20 protein-coding genes are annotated in these 20031 nt (G+C 39.7%); 9 read left to right on the top strand and 11 right to left on the bottom strand.

The window, feature by feature from the left end; all coding sequences use genetic code 11:
* The first annotated feature begins 27 nt into the window (after positions 1–27).
* Positions 28–690, top strand: coding sequence for a 30S ribosomal protein S3ae (locus VMUT_RS02060; RefSeq protein ID WP_048056815.1), 663 nt, complete (start codon positions 28–30; stop codon positions 688–690).
* Here VMUT_RS02060 and VMUT_RS02055 read toward each other — a convergent pair.
* Positions 666–1259, bottom strand: coding sequence for a KH domain-containing protein (locus VMUT_RS02055; RefSeq protein WP_013603767.1), 594 nt, complete (start codon positions 1257–1259; stop codon positions 666–668). The genes VMUT_RS02060 and VMUT_RS02055 overlap by 25 nt on opposite strands.
* 130 nt (positions 1260–1389) lie before the next feature.
* On the opposite strand from VMUT_RS02055, the gene VMUT_RS02050 reads away from it, so the two are divergent.
* The 4 genes from VMUT_RS02050 to VMUT_RS02035 are packed head-to-tail and all read left to right on the top strand — an operon-like array spanning position 1390 to position 5204.
* A complete protein-coding gene (locus VMUT_RS02050) occupies positions 1390–2601 on the top strand; it encodes a phosphoglycerate kinase (protein WP_013603766.1) in 1212 nt (403 codons plus the stop codon).
* A gap of 3 nt (positions 2602–2604) precedes the next feature.
* Positions 2605–3651, top strand: a complete 1047-nt coding sequence (locus tag VMUT_RS02045; RefSeq protein WP_013603765.1) for a type II glyceraldehyde-3-phosphate dehydrogenase — start codon at positions 2605–2607, stop codon at positions 3649–3651.
* Between the two features lie 45 nt (positions 3652–3696).
* Positions 3697–4752 carry a M42 family metallopeptidase gene (locus tag VMUT_RS02040; RefSeq protein ID WP_013603764.1) on the top strand — a complete coding sequence of 352 codons (1056 nt, stop codon included), beginning with the start codon at positions 3697–3699 and terminating at the stop codon, positions 4750–4752.
* Positions 4749–5204: a UPF0179 family protein gene (locus VMUT_RS02035; protein WP_013603763.1), complete on the top strand. Its 456-nt coding sequence runs from the start codon at positions 4749–4751 to the stop codon at positions 5202–5204. The genes VMUT_RS02040 and VMUT_RS02035 overlap by 4 nt, the downstream gene beginning before the upstream one ends.
* Positions 5205–5210: 6 nt before the next feature.
* On the opposite strand, the gene VMUT_RS02030 is transcribed toward VMUT_RS02035, so the two are convergent.
* From VMUT_RS02030 to VMUT_RS02010, 5 genes are all read right to left on the bottom strand, one after another.
* Positions 5211–5663, bottom strand: coding sequence for a 30S ribosomal protein S15 (locus VMUT_RS02030; protein ID WP_013603762.1), 453 nt, complete (start codon positions 5661–5663; stop codon positions 5211–5213).
* Positions 5664–5721: 58 nt separating this feature from the next.
* On the bottom strand, positions 5722–6393 hold the full coding sequence (locus VMUT_RS02025) for a KEOPS complex kinase/ATPase Bud32 (RefSeq protein ID WP_013603761.1): 672 nt from the start codon (positions 6391–6393) through the stop codon (positions 5722–5724).
* Positions 6394–6433: 40 nt separating this feature from the next.
* Positions 6434–8464, bottom strand: coding sequence for a (Fe-S)-binding protein (locus VMUT_RS02020; RefSeq protein ID WP_048056814.1), 2031 nt, complete (start codon positions 8462–8464; stop codon positions 6434–6436).
* A gap of 163 nt (positions 8465–8627) precedes the next feature.
* Positions 8628–9551 (bottom strand): electron transfer flavoprotein subunit alpha/FixB family protein, encoded by a 924-nt coding sequence (locus VMUT_RS02015; protein ID WP_013603759.1) that lies wholly within the window; start codon positions 9549–9551, stop codon positions 8628–8630.
* Positions 9551–10345: an electron transfer flavoprotein subunit beta/FixA family protein gene (locus tag VMUT_RS02010; RefSeq protein WP_013603758.1), complete on the bottom strand. Its 795-nt coding sequence runs from the start codon at positions 10343–10345 to the stop codon at positions 9551–9553. Before VMUT_RS02010 ends, VMUT_RS02015 begins: the two co-directional genes overlap by 1 nt.
* A 129-nt stretch (positions 10346–10474) precedes the next feature.
* On the opposite strand from VMUT_RS02010, the gene pheS reads away from it, so the two are divergent.
* The 4 genes from pheS to VMUT_RS01990 all read left to right on the top strand — a co-directional run bounded on the left by pheS (position 10475) and on the right by VMUT_RS01990 (position 14882).
* On the top strand, positions 10475–12049 hold the full coding sequence (gene pheS / locus VMUT_RS02005; RefSeq protein ID WP_013603757.1) for a phenylalanine--tRNA ligase subunit alpha: 1575 nt from the start codon (positions 10475–10477) through the stop codon (positions 12047–12049).
* Positions 12050–12089: 40 nt separating this feature from the next.
* Positions 12090–12995, top strand: a complete 906-nt coding sequence (locus VMUT_RS02000; RefSeq protein ID WP_013603756.1) for a hypothetical protein — start codon at positions 12090–12092, stop codon at positions 12993–12995.
* 238 nt (positions 12996–13233) lie between these two features.
* Complete coding sequence (locus tag VMUT_RS01995; protein ID WP_048056813.1) at positions 13234–14400, top strand: thiolase domain-containing protein; 1167 nt, start codon at positions 13234–13236, stop codon at positions 14398–14400.
* Complete coding sequence (locus VMUT_RS01990) at positions 14400–14882, top strand: Zn-ribbon domain-containing OB-fold protein (protein WP_013603753.1); 483 nt, start codon at positions 14400–14402, stop codon at positions 14880–14882. The genes VMUT_RS01995 and VMUT_RS01990 overlap by 1 nt, the downstream gene beginning before the upstream one ends.
* On the opposite strand, the gene VMUT_RS01985 is transcribed toward VMUT_RS01990, so the two are convergent.
* From VMUT_RS01985 to pheT, 5 genes are all read right to left on the bottom strand, one after another.
* Positions 14883–15659: a hypothetical protein gene (locus tag VMUT_RS01985; protein ID WP_013603752.1), complete on the bottom strand. Its 777-nt coding sequence runs from the start codon at positions 15657–15659 to the stop codon at positions 14883–14885.
* Between the two features lie 639 nt (positions 15660–16298).
* Positions 16299–16841 (bottom strand): hypothetical protein, encoded by a 543-nt coding sequence (locus VMUT_RS01980; protein WP_013603751.1) that lies wholly within the window; start codon positions 16839–16841, stop codon positions 16299–16301.
* Positions 16834–17415, bottom strand: a complete 582-nt coding sequence (locus VMUT_RS01975) for a DUF429 domain-containing protein (protein WP_237699686.1) — start codon at positions 17413–17415, stop codon at positions 16834–16836. Before VMUT_RS01975 ends, VMUT_RS01980 begins: the two co-directional genes overlap by 8 nt.
* A 31-nt stretch (positions 17416–17446) precedes the next feature.
* Positions 17447–18274: a D-aminoacyl-tRNA deacylase gene (locus tag VMUT_RS01970; protein WP_013603749.1), complete on the bottom strand. Its 828-nt coding sequence runs from the start codon at positions 18272–18274 to the stop codon at positions 17447–17449.
* 46 nt (positions 18275–18320) lie between these two features.
* Entirely contained in the window at positions 18321–19979 is a 1659-nt protein-coding gene (pheT, locus tag VMUT_RS01965) for a phenylalanine--tRNA ligase subunit beta (protein ID WP_013603748.1), read from the bottom strand.
* Positions 19980–20031 lie beyond the last annotated feature (52 nt).

Here is a 20031-nt window from a genome sequence, read left to right as displayed (position 1 = left end):
GGGTTTTTGATCATCGATAAGATCAACGTGTCAGAACAAAAACAGGCTAAGACAGGTAAGTGGATGATTAAGAAGTGGTTTACTATACATGCACCTACATTATTTAATGGCATAGAGATTGGGGAGGTGCCTGCCAATGAACCTGATTCGCTTATTGGCAGAACTATAGAGGTAACATTATTTGATATAACTAAGGACCTCAGTCACTTACACATAAAGTTAAGGTTCCAAATAGATAGAATTGAGGGGGATAAGGCATACACGAGGTTTAAGGGCATGGAATTAACAAGAGATTACGTGAAGAGCCTAATCAGGAGAGGCTCAAGTCTTATTCAATTAATTCAGGATGTGAATACCACGGATAACGCATTAATAAGAATTACAATATTAGCAATGACACCAACTAGGTGTAAGTCAAGTCAAAAGAGAGCCATTAGGAAGGAGTTTATGAAAGCCTTAAATGACCTTTCAAGCAAGGCGGACTTTAATGGCTTTATTAAGGCTGCGGTGTATGGTGATGTTAGTAATCAGCTATTTGCTGTTGGTAAGAGGATATATCCACTGAGAAAGGTTGAGGTTTATAAGATAAAAGTCTTAAGGTATCCAACGGGTGGTGAGACTAAACCAACGGAAGAGGTAAAAATTGCAGAAGTAACAACGGTATCTCAACCCTCTTCTTCACCTTCATAATAAGTCCTATTTAATCTCTCCATCAATTCCCTATATCTACTCTCCCTTCTCCAATTCTGAATCCACCTATATACCGTGGCATGTTGTCTACCGCGAATTAGCATTTCCAATGCCTCTCTAGCGATTTTCACATTCTCATAAAGACCAAGTATTGCTATGTACCTATCACCAATCACTATGTTTGTATCCGTTAACTCCTGCAGAACTTTCTTGGCTCTACCATCCTCGCCAATGATCCTAGCCTTAATCCTACTAATGTGATTAGTCTTATCCTTATCTACATAATCCTTTAGATCTAGTATTTCGAGGGTATAATCATCACTCCTTAGGTTTTGGGCATCATTATAATCAAAACCATATGATATCGCCTCAATTATGTTCTTTGCCTTAATTAATTGATCAAAGCTCGTACTATTACCTGGAGTTATCGTAACCTCACCCTTATCATTATCAACAATTATCTTAACACCGAACTCCTCCTCAATTGCATTTAAAGCCTCGCTTATGGCTTTTAACCTATTTTTCTCAATCACTAACTTAAAGCCTCCCTTCATGTAATCACTTATCATGTTCTCATTTACATAGGATCCCTCGGATTAAAAATCTTGCTTCTTCCGTGAATTTATAAATTATTAATAATTATAATTATTACTATGGTAGGAAAATTTTAAATATAGTACTTAAGCATAACTGGGTGATATGAGTTTACCCAGTTTACCCAGTTCACTCCCAACAATAAACCTATGCAACAAGGGTAGGATTTTAGTTAGGGTTGACATGAACGTCCCAATAAATAGGGACTCCGGTGAAATACTTGATGAATACAGAATAGAGGCTCACTCAAAGACCATTAAGTACCTCGTGGATTCAGGTTTGCCTGTTGTTGTAGTAACTCATCAGGGTAGACCGGGAGATCCGGAATTCGTATCACTTGAGAAACATGCACAGGTATTGAGTAAGTACCTTGGTATGGATGTACATTTCATAGATGACGTAATAGGGCCTAAAGCACGCGAGGAGGTAAATAAATTGAGACCTGGTGAGGTATTAATGCTTGATAACCTTAGGTTCATTAGTGAGGAGGTTGTTGAAGGAGAGCCTCAAAAACTCGCAAATACGTATTTAGTAAAGAAATTAGCACCGTTATTTAATTACTTCATACTTGATGCCTTTGCCACAGCACACAGGTCACAACCAAGCATAGTTGGCTTTCCATACGTGTTACCAAGTTGCATGGGGCTTATCATGGAGAACGAAGTAAATGCATTAGGTAAGGTGTTAAACACGAGAGGTGTCTCTACAGTCTTAATAGCAGGTGGCGCAAAGATCCCTGAAACAGTGAAGACTGTGAAAACCCTGTTAAGTAAAAAATTAATTAATAAAGTGTTACTTGGTGGCTTAGTTAGCCAGTTATTTTTAGCTTTAAGTTACGGTAACGATAAGCTACTTAGCAATATTAAGGTTGGTCAGGATACAATTAATGACGCAATGGATATTATGAAGTTATTCAGCGATAAAATTATACTTCCGATAGACGCTGTTCAGTCAGACGATAAGATTATTGAACCAGGTAAAGCGCAATCAATGCTTGATATAGGCCCAGCAACCATTGAGACATTCAGTAAGTACATAATGACCTCCGATATTGCAATAATGACAGGACCGCTTGGCTTAGTCGAGATTGATAAGTACTCAAGGGGGACTAGGGATGTTTTAAAGGCCATGGTTGATAATGCCCAGTTCACAATAATTGGCGGTGGTCACACAATAATGTCCGCCAGGAAATTTGGATTAATAAATAGAATAAGCCACGTATCCACTGGTGGTAGGGCATTCATTCAATTTCTAGCAGATCCATACCTACCCGGTATTAAGGCCCTCGAATTATCTAAGTCAAAATTCTGGGTGTGAGACATGACCGTTAAAATCGGTATAATGGGTTACGGAACTATTGGGAAGAGAATTGCCGACGCAGTAATGAGAATGGACGACATGGAATTAATCGGTGTAATTAAACAGACGCCAGATTATGAAGGTGAAGTTGCCATTAGTAAGGGCATTAAGCTATATACCTATGAGGATAGAGTTAATAAATTTGAGAAAGCTGGGATTAGGGTTACAGGTACTATCAATGACCTTATTAAGAATGTTGATGTAATCATCGATGCAACACCCGATGGCGTTGGTGCTGAGAATAAGGCAAAGATATACGAACCACTAGGGCTTAGGGCTATATTTCAGGGTGGTGAAGAAGCAGAGGTTGCTGACACAAGCTTTAACGCGCTTGCTAATTATGACATGGCCATTGGTAAAAGGTTCATTAGGGTTGTTAGCTGCAACACAACAGCACTCTCAAGACTAATAGGCGCCTTCCTGATACATGGCTATAAGATAAGGAAAGTTAGAGCATATTTAGTGAGAAGAGGAGCCGATCCCAGGGAATTTAAGAAGGGGCCGATTAATGACGTAGTATTTAATCCAGCCACAGTGCCTAGCCACCATGGACCTGATGTACAGACGGTAATACCGACCATTGACATAATTACCATGGCAGTAGCCGTACCCACAACAATGATGCACTTGCACATGGTTAATATTGAGTTTGATGGCCAGGTAAGTAAGGGCGAGATTATGAAGATTCTTGAGGAAACACCTAGGATATTGTTGTTCAATTCAGCGTCAAGAAAGATCGAATCCCTTGCACAAATAATCGAGTGGGCTAGAGATCTCGGTAGGCTTAGAGGTGATGTTATGGAGAATGCACTCATAGAGGATTCAATAACTGTGTTTCAGAATGAGCTATTCCTCATGCAGGGCGTCCACCAGGAAAGTATTGTGGTTCCTGAGAACATCGATGCCGTGAGGGCTATGTTTAAGCTCTCCAGTAAGTGGGATTCAATTAGGAAGACAGACTTAAGGCTGAATCTTATTACCACGGGAAAGAATTATAACCTTGCTTAATCACAGGTTCAAAGCTTTTAAGTCTAAAGCAATCCTTGTACTTGTATGGATATAAATCTGTTGAGCCAATTATCGACGGAGGTTGGTCCTTCCGGTTTTGAGGATAGGGTTAGAAACGTGATTAGGGGTTTAGTTAACAATGACGCTGATGAGGTTAAGGCCGATAATCTGGGCAACCTAATTGCTAGGGTTGGTAATGGTTCATTTAAGGTTCTAATTAGTGCTCATATGGATGAGGTTGGCGTAATGATCTCGCACATTGATCAGAGGGGTTTCCTGAGAATAGTACCTATTGGTGGTTTAGACCCCTGGGTCCTCTTAGATAGGGAGTTAGTGTTTATGGGTAAGGATGGAGATATCGTCGGTGTCGTTGGTGTTGATCCACCGCACTTACGTAAGGAGAAGCCTCCATCAAAGTTTGAGGAGTTATATGTTGATGCAGGCTTTAGCAGTAAGGATGAAGCTTTAAAGAGTGGTGTAATGCCAGGAACTCCGGGCACGTTCGTGGGTGATTTTAGGCAGAGGGGTTCCATGGTTATTGGTAAGGCGTTTGATAATAGGGTTGGTTGTACGGTTTTAATAGACACGCTTAAGGACATTAGGAATAAGGTGAGTGGAGATGTATCGCTGTACTTTGCATGGAATACGCAGGAGGAGGTTGGTCTTAGGGGTATTAATGCTGTTGTTCATCAGGTCAATCCCCACATAGCCTTTATTGTCGAGACCACAGTTGCTGCTGATGTACCGACTAGCAGTGAGGATGTTTGGATAACGAGGATTGGTGGCGGTGCTGCGCTTAGGGCTTTTGATAGATCAATGATTGCTAATCCTAAGTTATTATCTGTGGCTATCGAACTCGCAGAAGACAAAAATATTAGGTATCAGGTGCAGGTCAATCCATATGGTGGTACGGATGCAGGGATAATACATACTTACGGTGCTGGTGTGCCATCGTTGGTTATTTCGACACCTGCGAGGTACATACACTCACCAGCATCATTAATTAATACTGACGATCTAAGGCAGGTTGAGAATTTACTAAAAACCTTGTTACTAAACCTAGACTTAGTCAGGAATAAGGCGTTGATTAGTGAGAGATGATGGAGATAAAAAGAGTAATGACACTGATTGGCAAGGAACAGGCTGTTATCGGCAAGACCTTTAGACTATACTCAATCCCAAATGAATGCAAACAATGTAAATTATTTAATATATGCGTAGCGAGACTTAGGCCAGGTAGGGTTTATAGGATTGCCGAGGTTAAGCACGTGGGTTTACCGCAACCCAATAAGTGTCTTCTAACGGGTGAGGACATGGTACCGATAATCGCTGAGGAGCTTCCAATAGTAATACCCATACCAACTAAGTTATTTATTGAGGGTGTTGTGATTACATACGTAAAGTCATTAATTACATGTAATGACGCCAGGAAATACCTACCCAATGAGGAAGTACTTAAGGAGGGCACTAAGGTAAGGATCGTGAAAGAGACCGGGCGAGTTAGGTGTAATAATGAGAATTACATACTGGCTGAGGTAATACCACTGGATTAAACCTCACTATGCAAGCATTGAGAAGGCCTCAGGCGTGTATGTGAAGTCTTGTGGCAATTTACCAACACGTTTATAGTACTTAATCAACCTATGTATTTTAGACTCAACAAGATTCAAGCCCCTTCTAGCGCTTAAGTCCTTTGGATGTTCCTCAAGGTGCTTCCTAATCTTCACGGCCATCCTGATGAGGTTCATTAGGTCCTCAGGTATTTGCGGAGCTAATCCATGTCCCTGGAGAACCTCAGTAATGCTCTTACCAAGTATTGGCTTAATAAGTGGTATTCCATATTGATCCCTAAGTATTATTCCAATCATTGATGGCGAGAAACCCCTCTTGGCCAGCTCAATTACCAACTGCTCAACCTCCTCCTGCGTGTATGAAACCCATGAAGGCGTTACCTTAGACACAGGCCTTGTACTTGCACTCCTACCTCGCTTATGCCTACTACGGTGAGGCACGCCTAACGGTATTTAGAGAAGTTTTAAAATTTATTTATTCGTGAGTAATCGATGTAATTCATCTAACGGCGTATCTAACCATCTTCCGTATCTTACTAATAATTGCTTGAACCTTCCCTGCTAATTCAAGTCCCATGGCATCTTTATAGCCATTAAGGAACTCCATGAACAGGAACTGACTTTGATCCTTACGTAACGCCTCAAAGGATCTTAGAGTTACGTTAAGATCGAGGGCTAACTTATACAACATCCTTATGTCTTGCGTCATGGGCATCCTGCCAAGCATTTCTGATAAGCCAAAGTCTATTAGGTATAGCTTATCCCCAACAATTAATACATTGGCAGGCGTTGGGTCTCCATGTACTATACCATTCCTATGTAGTATACCTATGTGATTACCCATGGTCCTTATGTAGTTGATAATAATGTCATTAATATCTTCACTATTATTCATTAATAACCTAACCAGTGGTATTCCGTTAAGGTACTCCATCCTAATCCTCATGTTGACTGGGTCAACGTCATAAATCCTAGGCACAGGTATACCTAACTCCCTAGCCCTTATCATAGCTCTGGCCTCATTAATAGTCCTTAGCTTGCGAATATAATTATCAAACTCAGCCCTCCTATAACCCTTTGGTACTCTCTCCTTAACAAGGACAATTAATCCTAGCCAATCCTCTAAATAAAGCACTGCCTCCGCACCAATAGCAATTAATCTACGATTCACTAAAAACCAAGAACCAAGGGGTAATAATTAATTTTTACATTTAATCACTAACTTTAACCTCCTGCGGCTTAATGATTGATGACTTAACAATTTCCGCTATATCTAGTATCTTCACCTTATCTTCAACACCCTTAATCCTTGCTGCATCAGTGAGCATTGCATTGCAGAATGGGCATAGTGTGACTATCGTTTGGGCATTCGTCTCCATTAACTGCTCAAGCCTTATATGGCTAATTCTCTTCTTCTCAGGTACATCATACCAGTAATTAGCGCCACCAGCTCCGCAGCAGAAGGTTTGTGTACCGTGGTACTTCGTCTCTCTCAGTTCACCAAGTTTCTTAACAATATTTCTCTGGGGATTAACAACACCATTATGTCTGGCCAAATAGCATGGGTCATGTATCGTGAAGACGATATTATTCTTATTCATCCTTATCTTACCTTCATTAATTAATTGCTCCAGGAACTCTGAGTGGTGCATTACCTTTATATTTCTCATCCATGAGTCTATCTTCGGATATTCATTCTTGAAGGTATTATATCCATGCGGGCAAATAGTTATTATGTTCCTCACGTTATACTTCCTGAATAATTCAATATTATTAAGTGCAAGTTCCTGGAACCTACTCTCCTCACCAAGCCTCCTTGCTGGATCACCACAACAGGTCTCCTCATCACCTAGTATAGCTATTTTATCCAGGAGATTGGCCTCCCTTAGGATTTCAATCAAAGACTTTATTATATCCCTCGTTCTATTGTCAAAGCTACCCATACAACCAACCCATAGTAAGTACTCAAAACCTGGATTTTCCTGGATGGTCTTAACACCTAATTCCTTTAGCCAATCATGTCTGCCATAGTTAGACATACCCATTGAATTGTTGTACTGGGATAGATTAAGCAATAGACTTGATTTCTTTTGATCGATCCTCATGTTAATCATGACTAGGTATCTCCTCATATCGATTATGTAATCAACATGCCTTATGTAAACGGGGCATGTATTCATGCATGCACCACATGTTGTGCATGCCCATAACTCATCATCTGCAATAGAACCATCTATTAACTTGTCATCATTATTATAAAGCCCATGCTTTATCTTCGTTATTATCATCATAGGTGAGAGGGGTCTACCCGCAGCATATGCTGGGCACGCATCCTGACATCTGAAGCAATCTGTGCATGCTATTGCTTCTGCCTTATTTAACTTTGGGATCTCCGTTACATTTGAGAAGCCTACCTTTAGTTCAGTTGCTGATTCAGCAGTTAATTCCTTTAAATCAAACGGCTTGCTTAATTCACCAAGAGGTCTCTTATAATTAATTATGTAATTGTAGAGCCCAAGCAATGAGTGGAAGATTGCCGTGAGTGGTAATATAGCTATTAATATGAACGCCAGCGGAAAATGCGTGTAGTAAATCACCATGTATAGAACACTTGATGAACTTATTGAGGATAATAGTAAAGCATTTGGCATGAACATCCAATAACGCCAGAGGTCCATGTGCATAAATCTATAGCTCTCAATTATGGCGCCACTCACGGCTAAGTACATGAATCCTACAAGGAACAGTAAGTTTGTGTAATACTCGTTTCTCGTGTATAGTTCTTTCCTACCAAGAACCCTGTAAATCCCCAGGGCAGAACCTATGAAGAGAACCCATGCAGTAATATCCATGACTAAACTATAACCCAGAAAGAAGTAACCGCAAAATACCTCCTTACCAGTGACTATGCCTATGTACTGATTAGCAGCAACAATCAATGTGCCTATCAACGATAATAGTAAAGCATAGAGAATCATTAGGTGAGCTACGGCACCAATACTCTCATATTTAGTGAAACGCCTATGAGTTGCAATATCCCAGAGAAATGGTAACCATGCCCTATAACCCTTAAGCAATATTAATATGAATTCCCAAAGGCCAATACCATACCTATTTAACCTAAGCTTAAGAAAGTAAAAGAATAGTATAACCGTTAATGATGCTAAACTATACACAATAATCATAGATAACTCTTTAGGTAAACCAAAATACTCTGCATAGCATAATTGAGTGTAATCCATCGAAACAAGCAAGACACGATATTTTAAAGCATTATCATATTTTATTTTATATATCTATAGTTTTAATTAAAATAAATAATTATAAATTTTCTTATTAAAAATAGATAAATATAATCAGAAAAATTAATAATAAATCAAATTAAAAACAATTATTTCATTAACTTTATTTTTTAAGCAATTCACGGAGCTTCTTTGTTAGTGCTGGAACGAATTTATATAGATCCTCAACAACGCCGTAGTCGCAGTTTTTGAGGAATGGTGCGTTTGGGTCGTTGTTTATTACCACCACTGTCTTTGCCTCCATCATTCCGGCAAGGTGTTGTGGCTGTCCGCTTATGCCTATTGCCATGTATAGTTTTGGTCTGACCTTGTGACCGCTTAGCCCGACCCAGTGATCCTCACTGAGCCACTTCAAATCCGCGGCTATTGGCCTTGAACAACCAATCTCGGCCCCAAGAACCTCAGCCAACTCAAAGGCGAGCTTAAGATCCTCCTGCTTCTTAAAGCCCCTACCCACAGAAACAATTAACTCAGCATCCTCAATCCTAACCTTACCCTTAGGCTTCTCCTCAGTAGAAACAACCTTAATGCCCGTAACAGTCTTAGGTTGTAAAGTCTCGGTAGTTACCGTAGTTGCCTTCTCATTGGGTTTAAAGCGTGCTGACGGAGCCATTAGAAATATCCTATCAGACACCTTAACAGTTACTTGAGCCCTATTTCCTATACCATTATACGTTATTTCGAATACGGTACCACTCTGCTTTAGATCAATAACATCCACGATCAATGGAGCCAATAGTTTCTGCGCAACAATGGGCATTACCGTCTTAAGGAACTTACTCGCTGGACCTATAATCACTGAGTAATCATTAGACTTTATCAGATCTATTAGCGTCTCGGAAAATGATAATTCATCAACCTGCGTGGTTAACAAGTAAACCTTAGCAACACCATACCTGCCCAGTTGAGATGCATCACCAGTTCCAAGCATTAAATAATGTACTTCAGGATTATCTACCTTCTGTACCAGCCCTATTAGTCCTGCATCATTAATTGAACCTATTACAAGAACCTTCGCCACACCCATCACCTCGGAGTTATTATACCATCTTGAATTAATTCTTGTATCAATTTATCCACCTTTTCATCAACGGTACCATCCTTAATTATCACGCCCTTCCTCTTAACCTGTATTGGCACTATATTCTTCACCTCAACCAATGATTTAATGGAAATACCGAGATCAGTAAGGCTCAATCTATTTATGGGCTTCTTCATTGCGGCCCTTATCTGAAGTAATGGTGGTATTCTTGGAACATTTATCTCCCTAGTAACAGTGACCAGTACAGGTAATTGAGCCTCCACTGTCTGTACAGCCTCCTCAAGGTCGCGCTTAGCAATTACCTTATTACCCTCAACCTTTAGTTCTCTAACGAAGGAAATGACGGGAATTCCTAATTCAGCGGCTACCCTAGGACCAACCTGGCTTGTATATCCATCTATTGTAGCCTCACCTGCGATTATTAAGTCATAATTACCCAACCTCCTTACTGTGGCGGCAATGGCCTTAGCCGTCAATAATTGATCACTATTAATTAGGGCATTATCGACTATTAAATATGCCTCATCAGCACCCATGGCCAATGCCTCCCTAAGTAAGCTCTCAGCCTCCTGTTGTCTCCTTGTTAATGGACCATACTTAAGTACAGTAATTACACGGACTCTACCACCCGCCTTTTCCTTAATCCTAACAGCCTCCTCAACAGCATTTCTATCAATATCGCTTATCTTTAGCGGCGTAGATTCTGTATCTATCTTTGTCTCGCTAATTCTCAGTTGTCCCGTATCAAGAGCCAGCTTTACGAGAACTAATACTTCCATCACGAGAAATCTCCACTATGTATTTTTTAGCATTATCCATTATGTATGCTATATATTTATCCTAGGACCCAATGTAACACCCTGAGTAATCCTTATAAGACATGAGGAATGATTGATTAATGTATACGAATGAACAATGACAAGAATAAGGAGATAATACTACCACAGCAGGAATTTGATATATTAAAATCATTAAAGGACAGCAATATACCGGTAAGAATTGATGAGGTCGCATCCAAGCTTGGCACGGACGCGAATTCCCTCATGAGAAGTATTGCAGAGCTAGAGAACCTAGGCTTAATACATGTTAGTAAGGCAATAAAAAGAATCATTGAATTAACAGAAGAGGGTAAAAGGTATCTTGAAGTTGGACTTCCTGAAGTTAGGTTAGTAAAGGTGCTATTAAATTGTGGTTGTAAACCAGGTATTAATGAAGTACCTAATATCGCGAGAGAGTATGGCATTTTATTAATGCCTAATGAGGTTAATTATGCATTATCCACATTAAGTAGGCTAGGTATTATTAGGATTAATAGGGGTATTATTGAGGCAATTGCCGAGGACAAGATCAACATTGTGAATAATAGGCAGGACTTATTAACTCAAATAAAGAATGGTGTTTTTGAGGATGAGGTACCAGACGTCATTAAGCCTATTGTCCAGGAATTCCTTAAGAGAGGTATCGTTAGGATTAGGGAGAGGAGTATTATCGAGTTAATGATCACAAATAGTGCACGTGAACTAATGGATAGAGAATTAATAAAGGTTGGTGTTGTCGTCACTGCATTAACACCCGAACTAATAACGAGCGGTAATTGGAGGAATATGATAATTAAAAGGTTTGATCTATCAATACCACCACCACAAGCACCCATAGTAACTAAACACTTTTTCTCCGAATTCATTAAATTCGTGAAGGAGGTCTTCGTATCACTGGGCTTTGAGGAGGTTTACGGACCACATATAGAACTTGAGTTCTGGAACTTTGATGCTCTATTCCAGGCACAGGATCACCCTGCTAGGGAAATACATGACACCTACTTCCTTAAGTACCCAAGTACTGGTAAGTTGCTTGATAATGAATTGATAAGTAGGGTTGCGCATACTCATGAGAATGGCTGGATAACAGGTTCAAGAGGCTGGGGCTATAAGTGGGACCCAAGTAGGGCTGTCAGACTGGTATTAAGAACACAAACAACGTCTGTCTCTGTAAGGACACTCTATAAGCGTGGTGATGGCGAGTACAGGGTATTCACCATTGATAGGGTGTTTAGACCCGAGATCCTTGACCCGAAGCATTCCATGGAGTTTCACCAGGCAGATGGAATTGTTGTTGGAGAGAAACTAAGCTTTAAGCACCTGCTGGGAATTCTTGAGGCATTGGCTAAGGGTATGGGTTTGAAAAAGGTCATGTTTAAACCAGCCTACTTCCCATTCACAAGCCCGTCTGCAGAGGGTTATGCATTTCATGAAAAGCTTGGTTGGATTGAATTCGTTGGCTCAGGAATGTTTAGACCTGAGGTAATAATGCCCCTTGGACTCAGGAAAAGCAGGGTTTTGGCATTCGGTATGGGTCTTGATAGGATTGCCATGATACTCATGAATATTGAGGATATTAGGGACCTATTCTCTAGGGATATAAACATGACCAAGGCATACTGGTCTAACTTCTTAAGGTTCATCAACAATTTATCCAAATACTGAAGTTAGTTAAGGTTATAAATCAATACTTTAACCATGATGTGTGCCAAAGAGTGAGGAACGCATTATTAAGATGTCTCATTTGTTATTACCATTAACGTCGCCAATAATAGCTGTAATTCTCATATTAAGCCTAATAAATATTGGCGAGACGCAAGTACCTGCGGGCCCACCATTTCAATCCGTAAATACTTCAAGCGCTGGTTTATACAATGTGGCCGTGATAATAATAATTATGATAATAGCTACGTACATAATATATCGATTGATAAGGCGAGGACTTATAAGGACATTTGAGACCTTGAAAAACGTATTATTGGCAATCGTTATAGTGAGCTCCGTACTATTCTACACAATGACCTATGTATATGGATACGAGGCAACCCCATTAATCAATTACCCATTATCAATATTCATAATAGCCATCATAATTAGCGCATTAATAATGTACGCCGCAATTAAGGCTAAGAACACCATAGTTAGAGCCCTGGCAATAAGCGCATATAGTTCAATGGCAGGTGTGATATTCACTATTGCTTTACCTGCCTGGACATTGGCAATCCTATTAGTTGCGCTACCGCTCTATGACATAATAATGGTGTATAGGGGATTACTCGGTAGATTAGTAACTGAACTTTCCAAATATGGCGAGGGTAAGTATCCAATACTTAGAGGGTTAATTCTAGACATGGATGGTATAGGCATTGGCGTTGGTGACCTGGTGCTGTATGCAACACTGGTTTCATTAACAATGCTTCAATACATTACTCATGACTTTACATTCATACAAAGCGCATTGGCTTCATTAACTTCATTGATAGGAATCCTTGTGGGCCTATTTATAACGTTTAAATACATACTGCCGATAAAGAAATACGCACCTGCCTTACCGATACCAATACTACTTGGTTCAATTCCACTTTTATACCTAATAACAATCACAATATAATCATAATTGAACAAAGTCGATCTTTCTAAGAACCTCACGATCTTTCTGAGTAGGATACCTACTAAGTATCTTTATCCATGGATTATCTATCATTTCTGTGAATGGAAACTCCATCATTCATAGCTCGTAATATGATAATAAATAATAAATGAATAAAAAGAGGCGATATTATATAATATCTATAACAATAAATACTATACCCAGAGGACAATCTTATTAGATCCTTACTACGAAACATATCGTGCGTAGAGTCGGCATTATTGGTGTTGGTCAGTCTGTTTTTGGTGTTAGAGGTGATGTGACGATTCAGGAGCTTGCTTGGGAGGCCGTTGGGGAGGCCCTTGAGGATGCTGGCTTAACACAGAGGGATATTGATATATCGATTGTTGGCAGTGCAGGCACTAGGACGTATGAGCTATACCCAGCAGTCCCAGTCAATGAATATAGTGGCTTCAGTGAGAAGGGCCCATTGAGAGTTGAGGCTGCCTGTGCCACTGGTAGTGCGGCGTTAGCCGTGGCCTATAACATGGTTGCCTCGGGCTTCGTGAACATAGCCCTGGCCATTGGTGTGGAGAAGATGAATGAGGTCGACACAGCAACATCACTGGCTGTTGGTGGTAGAGGTGGTAATTATCTTTGGGAGTACCATTTCTACGGTACGACATTTCCGGCGTATTACGCCCTATATGCTACAGCCCATATGGCTAATTTCGGAACAACAGAGGAACAGTTAGCCTTGGTTAGGGTTAAGAACCAAAAGTACGCGGCTAGGAACCCAAAGGCTCAGTTTCAGTTTGAGGTAACTGTGGAGGATGTCCTCAAGTCAAGACCTGTTGCGTGGCCTCTAAAGCTTTACGATTGTTCCGCAATAACGGATGGTGCCGCAGCGGCAATAGTAGCCAGTGAGGATGCGATTAAGAAACTACACATTGATATTCCAGTTTGGATTGAGGCAATTGGTTATGCATCCGATACGTCAAACATAACTAGGCGTGAGGACTACGTGAGCCTAAAGGCCACAAAAATAGCCGCCCAGATGGCTTATAAGAAGGCAGGTATCGAACCAAGGGATGTGGAGGTTGCCGAGGTACATGATTGCTTCACAATAGCCGAGATAATGGCATACGAGGACTTAGGCTTCGTGGAAAAGGGTAAGGGAGGTAAATTCATTGAGGAGGAGCAGAGCGACATTGGTGGTAAGGTCGCTGTTAACCTGAGCGGTGGACTCCTGGGTAAGGGTCATCCCCTTGGTGCCACTGGTTTGGCTATGATTTATGAGCTGGTTAAGCAGCTGAGGGAAGAGAGGGAACGTGGTAGGCAGGCGCCTTTGAAGAGGTACATCGCCCTTGCCCATAATATTGGTGGTACTGGTCATTATGGCTATGTGACAATACTGAGGAGGTAATGGACATGGCAGAGAAGAAAACTAGCAGGAAGACCGTTAAGGCTGAGGGACCTACCATAGACTCAGTACCAATAGTCTATAGGCATAAGATACCCATTAGTAAGACCGTTAAGTATTGGGATGGTCTTAAGGAAGGTAAGATCTACGCAACTAGGTGCAGGTCTTGCGGCGCGGTTTATTACCCACCGCAGGCTGACTGTCCATATTGTGGTTCAAGCGATGTTGAGTGGATTGAATTACCTGGGGAGGGCATCCTCGAGACCTTTACCAGGGTTTACTCGAGACCCCAGGGCTATGAGGAGTTTGAGCCGTACATAATCGCGATTGCAAGGGTTGGCAATGTTAGGGTCATGGGCTGGCTCATCAATGTTAAGGATGAGAGGTGCGTTAAAATCGGTGATGAGGTAATACTCAGCACAACGTACATCGAGAAACACAATAAGTACATAATAACATTCCAACTAAAAAACAAACAATGCTGATTATCTATCTATTATTGGCATACTTAAAATGGTATTAATAATCTGCTTGATTACACAGTCTTCGTTAATTATTTTGAAATACGTTGATTTAGGACCTGCGAGTCCTGGAGCTACTATCGGCTCAACACAACTATCTAAATTGTTAATTAGTAACGGCTTTATGTCAATATTCCTAAGCAATCGCTTAAGACAGTCATTTAGGTTATCCAGTCTAAGGATTTTTTGTGTGTTTAAGGTTACCATTGACCCCTTTATGCACTCGCTTACGGATGCCGTATATTTTATACCAATTCTACCATTCTCTACATTCACTACCTCAAGATCGGTTGCAAGACCGATTATCGCCTTAAAGGCAACTTCATTAAGCCAGGCAGTTGGTGATAACTCCCTCATTTTTTGATTTATTAATTCATGAAGCTCAGAAACACTTATAGACCTATTATCGCTTATTAAGTCAATTAATAACCTGTAATGAGGTAACTCTCTATATAGTATTAGATGAAGCAGCATTTTTGCTAACGTTAAATCTTCGTTTAATGCCCTATACACTACATTACCAATATTAGTAAGCTTAATGTTACAATTTCCATAAACCTCTATTATCCCAATCCTCTGGAAAAACCTAGTTATATCACCCCTTCCCTTACCAATGTCCAAACCCTTATCCTTAATAGCTGCACAATTAATTCCAGGATTCTCACCAATCGTTAGTATATAATTTACGAGCTTCTCAAGGCCTATCCTAGGTATTGGTATGCTTCTCTGTATATTAAGCATTGATAATTAGTTATTATGCATGATTTATTTACAGTGAACCTGTAAAATAACGCTAATATCAGTATCAATACTAAATTAAAATGCCCCAACGATATGCTCAGTTAATTAATTACTTAGATAATAATATCCTAATGCTTCAATAATACAAGTTTGCTTACCTGTTAATTATAAATACTTAACAGAACTATAACGCTAACATCTTATAATTAGCAAGGGAGCAAAATATCGTATTACCGCTTAAAAGGTCTCAGTGATAATCTGGTAAAATGGTTGAAACCATTTCCCTAAAATCGTAGATACAATAGAAACTTATCATTGATACCGTTAACGAACTTAATATACGGTACGGTTTTTAAATAACGTCAACATTTTAAATGTTAATTAAATATCCTGCTAGTTTCAATACCTAAACAATGGTGTCGGAAGAGACGTCAAAGCTGGAATTGAGCTTGAAATGCCCAATTTGCGGCTCTAATCTTCAGCTAATTGAAAACTCTACATATGTTATTCTTGGATGCTCACATTGTAAAATATATACGAGAATGACCAAAAAGCATATTTATAGGAATTACATTGAGTACGAAGGCAACTACATTCGTTTAAAATGGGCCGAGCTAATAAAAGAGCTCTACGTGAGAGTTAGTGGCCGTTCACGTCAAGAATCAGACGTATCTTAACCCCTGATCTTCTTAGATACTCAAGGGCAGCATCAAACATAGAATTGATATCGTATGTAGTATCCTTTTTTCCTTTAATATATGGATAGTATAGATGAACATAAACAATAATTCCTTTATTGACCAAATTGATTATTTTGTATGTATCAAGGTGTATAACAACTTCCTTAGTTAATGTACAATCATCATTCACTAAATAATTCATTATGGTAAATCCAAGCCTATTTAACAATGATATTTTGTCTTGGGTAATACATGGATATACAATGAACCTATTAACTCCTGATTTTAGCAATAACTTAATCATAGATGGATGCCTCAATAATTCATTAACTTGTTCTGGATCTACCATTAGGCCGTATACGCGACATTTAAGCTCCCTAATATAATCCCAATCAGTAACCCTAATAATACAATTATCACCATAGCAATTAATTCCCAATTGAAATACATCAATTATAATATCCCTGTATTCATTGATTAATTCATTAAATAAATCACCCATGTGCAATCACCCACAGTATACAGTTATTACGAGGAATTATTAATGAACCTTCGCCTTCGTAACCAAGTAATTCCTCGGTACATCCATGGTCATGCAATAGACAGGTAAATGCCGATACTAATGCGTCGACCTCATGCTCATTCCTTATTAAAGGACCTCGCAGTCTTAAGGTAATGAAGTTAATAAAGTCCTGCCTACTCATCCCAAGTACTTTAAGTGTCGATGATGGGTGAACCTCAAGAACCCTAATGCCTAACTGCGTTAATTTACCTGATATTTCTATACCATACATCGTTAATTGCCTCATTGGACCTAGTAATGGTGGAATAAGCCTAAGACCAAGCCTCCTAGCCTTTATCTCAATCAACCTATTAATACCATATTTGGGGAACCCAAGTGGTGCATCAATACACACTAATGATGAGTCCTGCTGTAGTACTGAGTTTATTATTTCCTCCTCAGTGGATAATGTACTTACGTAGTAAGTATGCTCATTAATATTTAATGATCCAAATCCGGTCCTCCTCCTATTAGGTAGTGCAAGATCAATACCTACGTAGATTCCCTTCGACATAAATATCATCATTTAAAACTATGCATGATCCCTACATCCTCTTAATTACCCTCACATTAAGTTCATTAAGAACTTGAGTAGCAAGTCTCCTTGCTTCACTGTCAATCGCCTTCCAATTAATATAAGCCTTAACTGGTCTATGGGTCATCATATTCACAGCCTTGATAATCATCTCCCTAGTTATTGGCGTTATGTACTTCGGTATTGCATGACCAATATCAGCCTCTCCATTAATCAATCTATTATCTATCGTTAAGTAATGAAGATCACCTATTGATATTGCAGGCTCATTATTACTAATTAACCTACCTTCAAGGAACTCATTAACAACATAATAAAGTAATTCCCAACCCCTACTTATGGACCATTCCTTCTCACTGCTACCCTGCTCTACGAATGTTACCGGTATTGACTCTATTGTTGGTCCATGATGCGTAGCCTCGACGTGGCACTCAAAGTTATTAAGACCATAGTCAGACCTAACCCTACATAGCTCCCTATAAAACGCCGTAATAGTATGTGGATTAGCAAGAGATAATGTGTTTGGTCTTCCACCTAGCTCAGCAGCGCCCCAATTACCCGTAACGTGGGATGTAAACATTGGCCTTGGGTTCCTCATTTCATGTCGACTAACGAAGATCAATTCCTGAAGCTTTTCAGGAATTTTTGAAAGTAATTCCTCAAGATCATCTAGGTAAACAATATCCTTACTTAACGCATAAAATGCAAGGTTTCCCCTTAGATCATAAATTTCATAATCACCCATACTCATTCTATACCTGAGATACCCATTTTTGCTGAAGAGCTCGAACACTCCCCTAGACACTACATCAACCTTACTAAATACGATACCATACATACTAACCCAATAATACCGGAAGTCATTATTATTTTAATATTCCCTATCACAATCCCATAATTTCACTAAGTCTAATTTCACTTACAACAACTGGATACTCAAGACCAAATGATACTATTACATCAGGCCTTAACTCCATTATAAAACCAATATTTTTATCATCAACATAAATGCAGGCCGTTCTTTCAATTAAACCAGATGGATTCTCACATGGTTTAGGCAGATAATTAATGCCTTGACTTGCCATTAATGACTTAAGCACGGAGAGTCCATCTGTAAGCGTTATCTCCGGACCGCTAATGAGATAGCTAAGTACCAGGTCCTCCTTAACCCCAACCTCACTATTCTGACTTGGCGATATGACATAACCAACCTCAAATATTTTGAGTATACCCTCAATAAGGGCTTTATTTCTTGCTGCAACTTCCATTAATTGAGGCCATATGTGGTCCCTAATAACCGTGTAAAGTTCAGACTTGGGATTTTCAACTTCAACAAGTTCTCTTTGATTCATTGTCCTCCTAATCATGACATCCTTATTACTCATCATGTAATTAAGAACCTCTTGAAAGCCAAGACCAATCATTAAATCCCTTACAAAGTCAGTAAAAACACTTAACCCATCCCTTGCACCCCTAATAGGTTGTGAAGGTAATTCTCTTGGTATATTTTCATAACCATAGGCCACGGCAATATCCTCAACAAGATCAACAGAGTGAAGTACGTTAAATCTATATGGAGCAATCTTAACGATTAATTCCTCCCCGTAATCAATAACGTCATGCCTAGATGCCAATAAGTAATTCACTATATCATCCTTACTTAGGTTAAGGCCTAAGTACTCATTTACGAAATTAATAGATAACTTAAATTCGATAGGATTAAGCATGGGAGATTCTAGATTACCCCATGGCGCATTTACATTAACAATCTCAACGGTCTTTGATGAACTCCTCTCAAGCAAGTTATAGACTAAAACGGCGAGTATTGACTTAGCAAGCTTTAAGTCCGTGGCAGTAACGTCTATTAACACGTTCCTAGTCCTCTCCGTAACCTTAAAATCCTCACTACCAAGTACGGGTATTATCACGAGTATCTTACCCTCGGAATCAATTAGTATTGGCGCCTTACCATCATAAACTGCGTACTTACCGTATAACCTACCCTTCTCGGTACTCTCAACAACCTCAGAACCACTCATCTCCCTATCACTATCCAATGGCCTATACTTAATTGCATCAAGTCTCTCAAGCCTATACGTGAGTGGCTGCTTAATCTTATCAGCGTCATAAAACCCAATGGCCATCTTCCTCCTATCCCTACCATAGGTTGCATGAAGCTTCTCCTGAAGCTGGATCATCTGCTTAATGGCCTCATCACTGAGTCTTAAATCACGTACAATACCCATCATTATGTACGGCCTATTAGGAACCTCCTCAGCGATGAGCTTAAAGCCATTATTAACAATATTAAACTTAGGAAGCCCAACCTCAACCTTAAACAAACCTTTTAATGCCCTTGCAATGCCCTCCACAGAAAATAGGTCGGGCCTATCATGGGTAACCTCAAACGTCACATCATCGCCGGAGACTCCCTCAACCTCACCCTTAAGCCTATTCAACGCCGCAATAAGCTCCTCATCACCACTAAAGTACTTGCCCAGTAAATCCTCCAGGTCACTTCGCTTAAACGTAATTACAGGCATGCACCACTACGAAGCAACAAAACCTATTAAGCATTTTTAAGCATGGTTTATA

This window comes from Vulcanisaeta moutnovskia 768-28, from assembly GCF_000190315.1.
Taxonomy (GTDB): domain Archaea; phylum Thermoproteota; class Thermoprotei; order Thermoproteales; family Thermocladiaceae; genus Vulcanisaeta; species Vulcanisaeta moutnovskia.
This window is presented reverse-complemented; position numbering and strand designations above follow the sequence as displayed.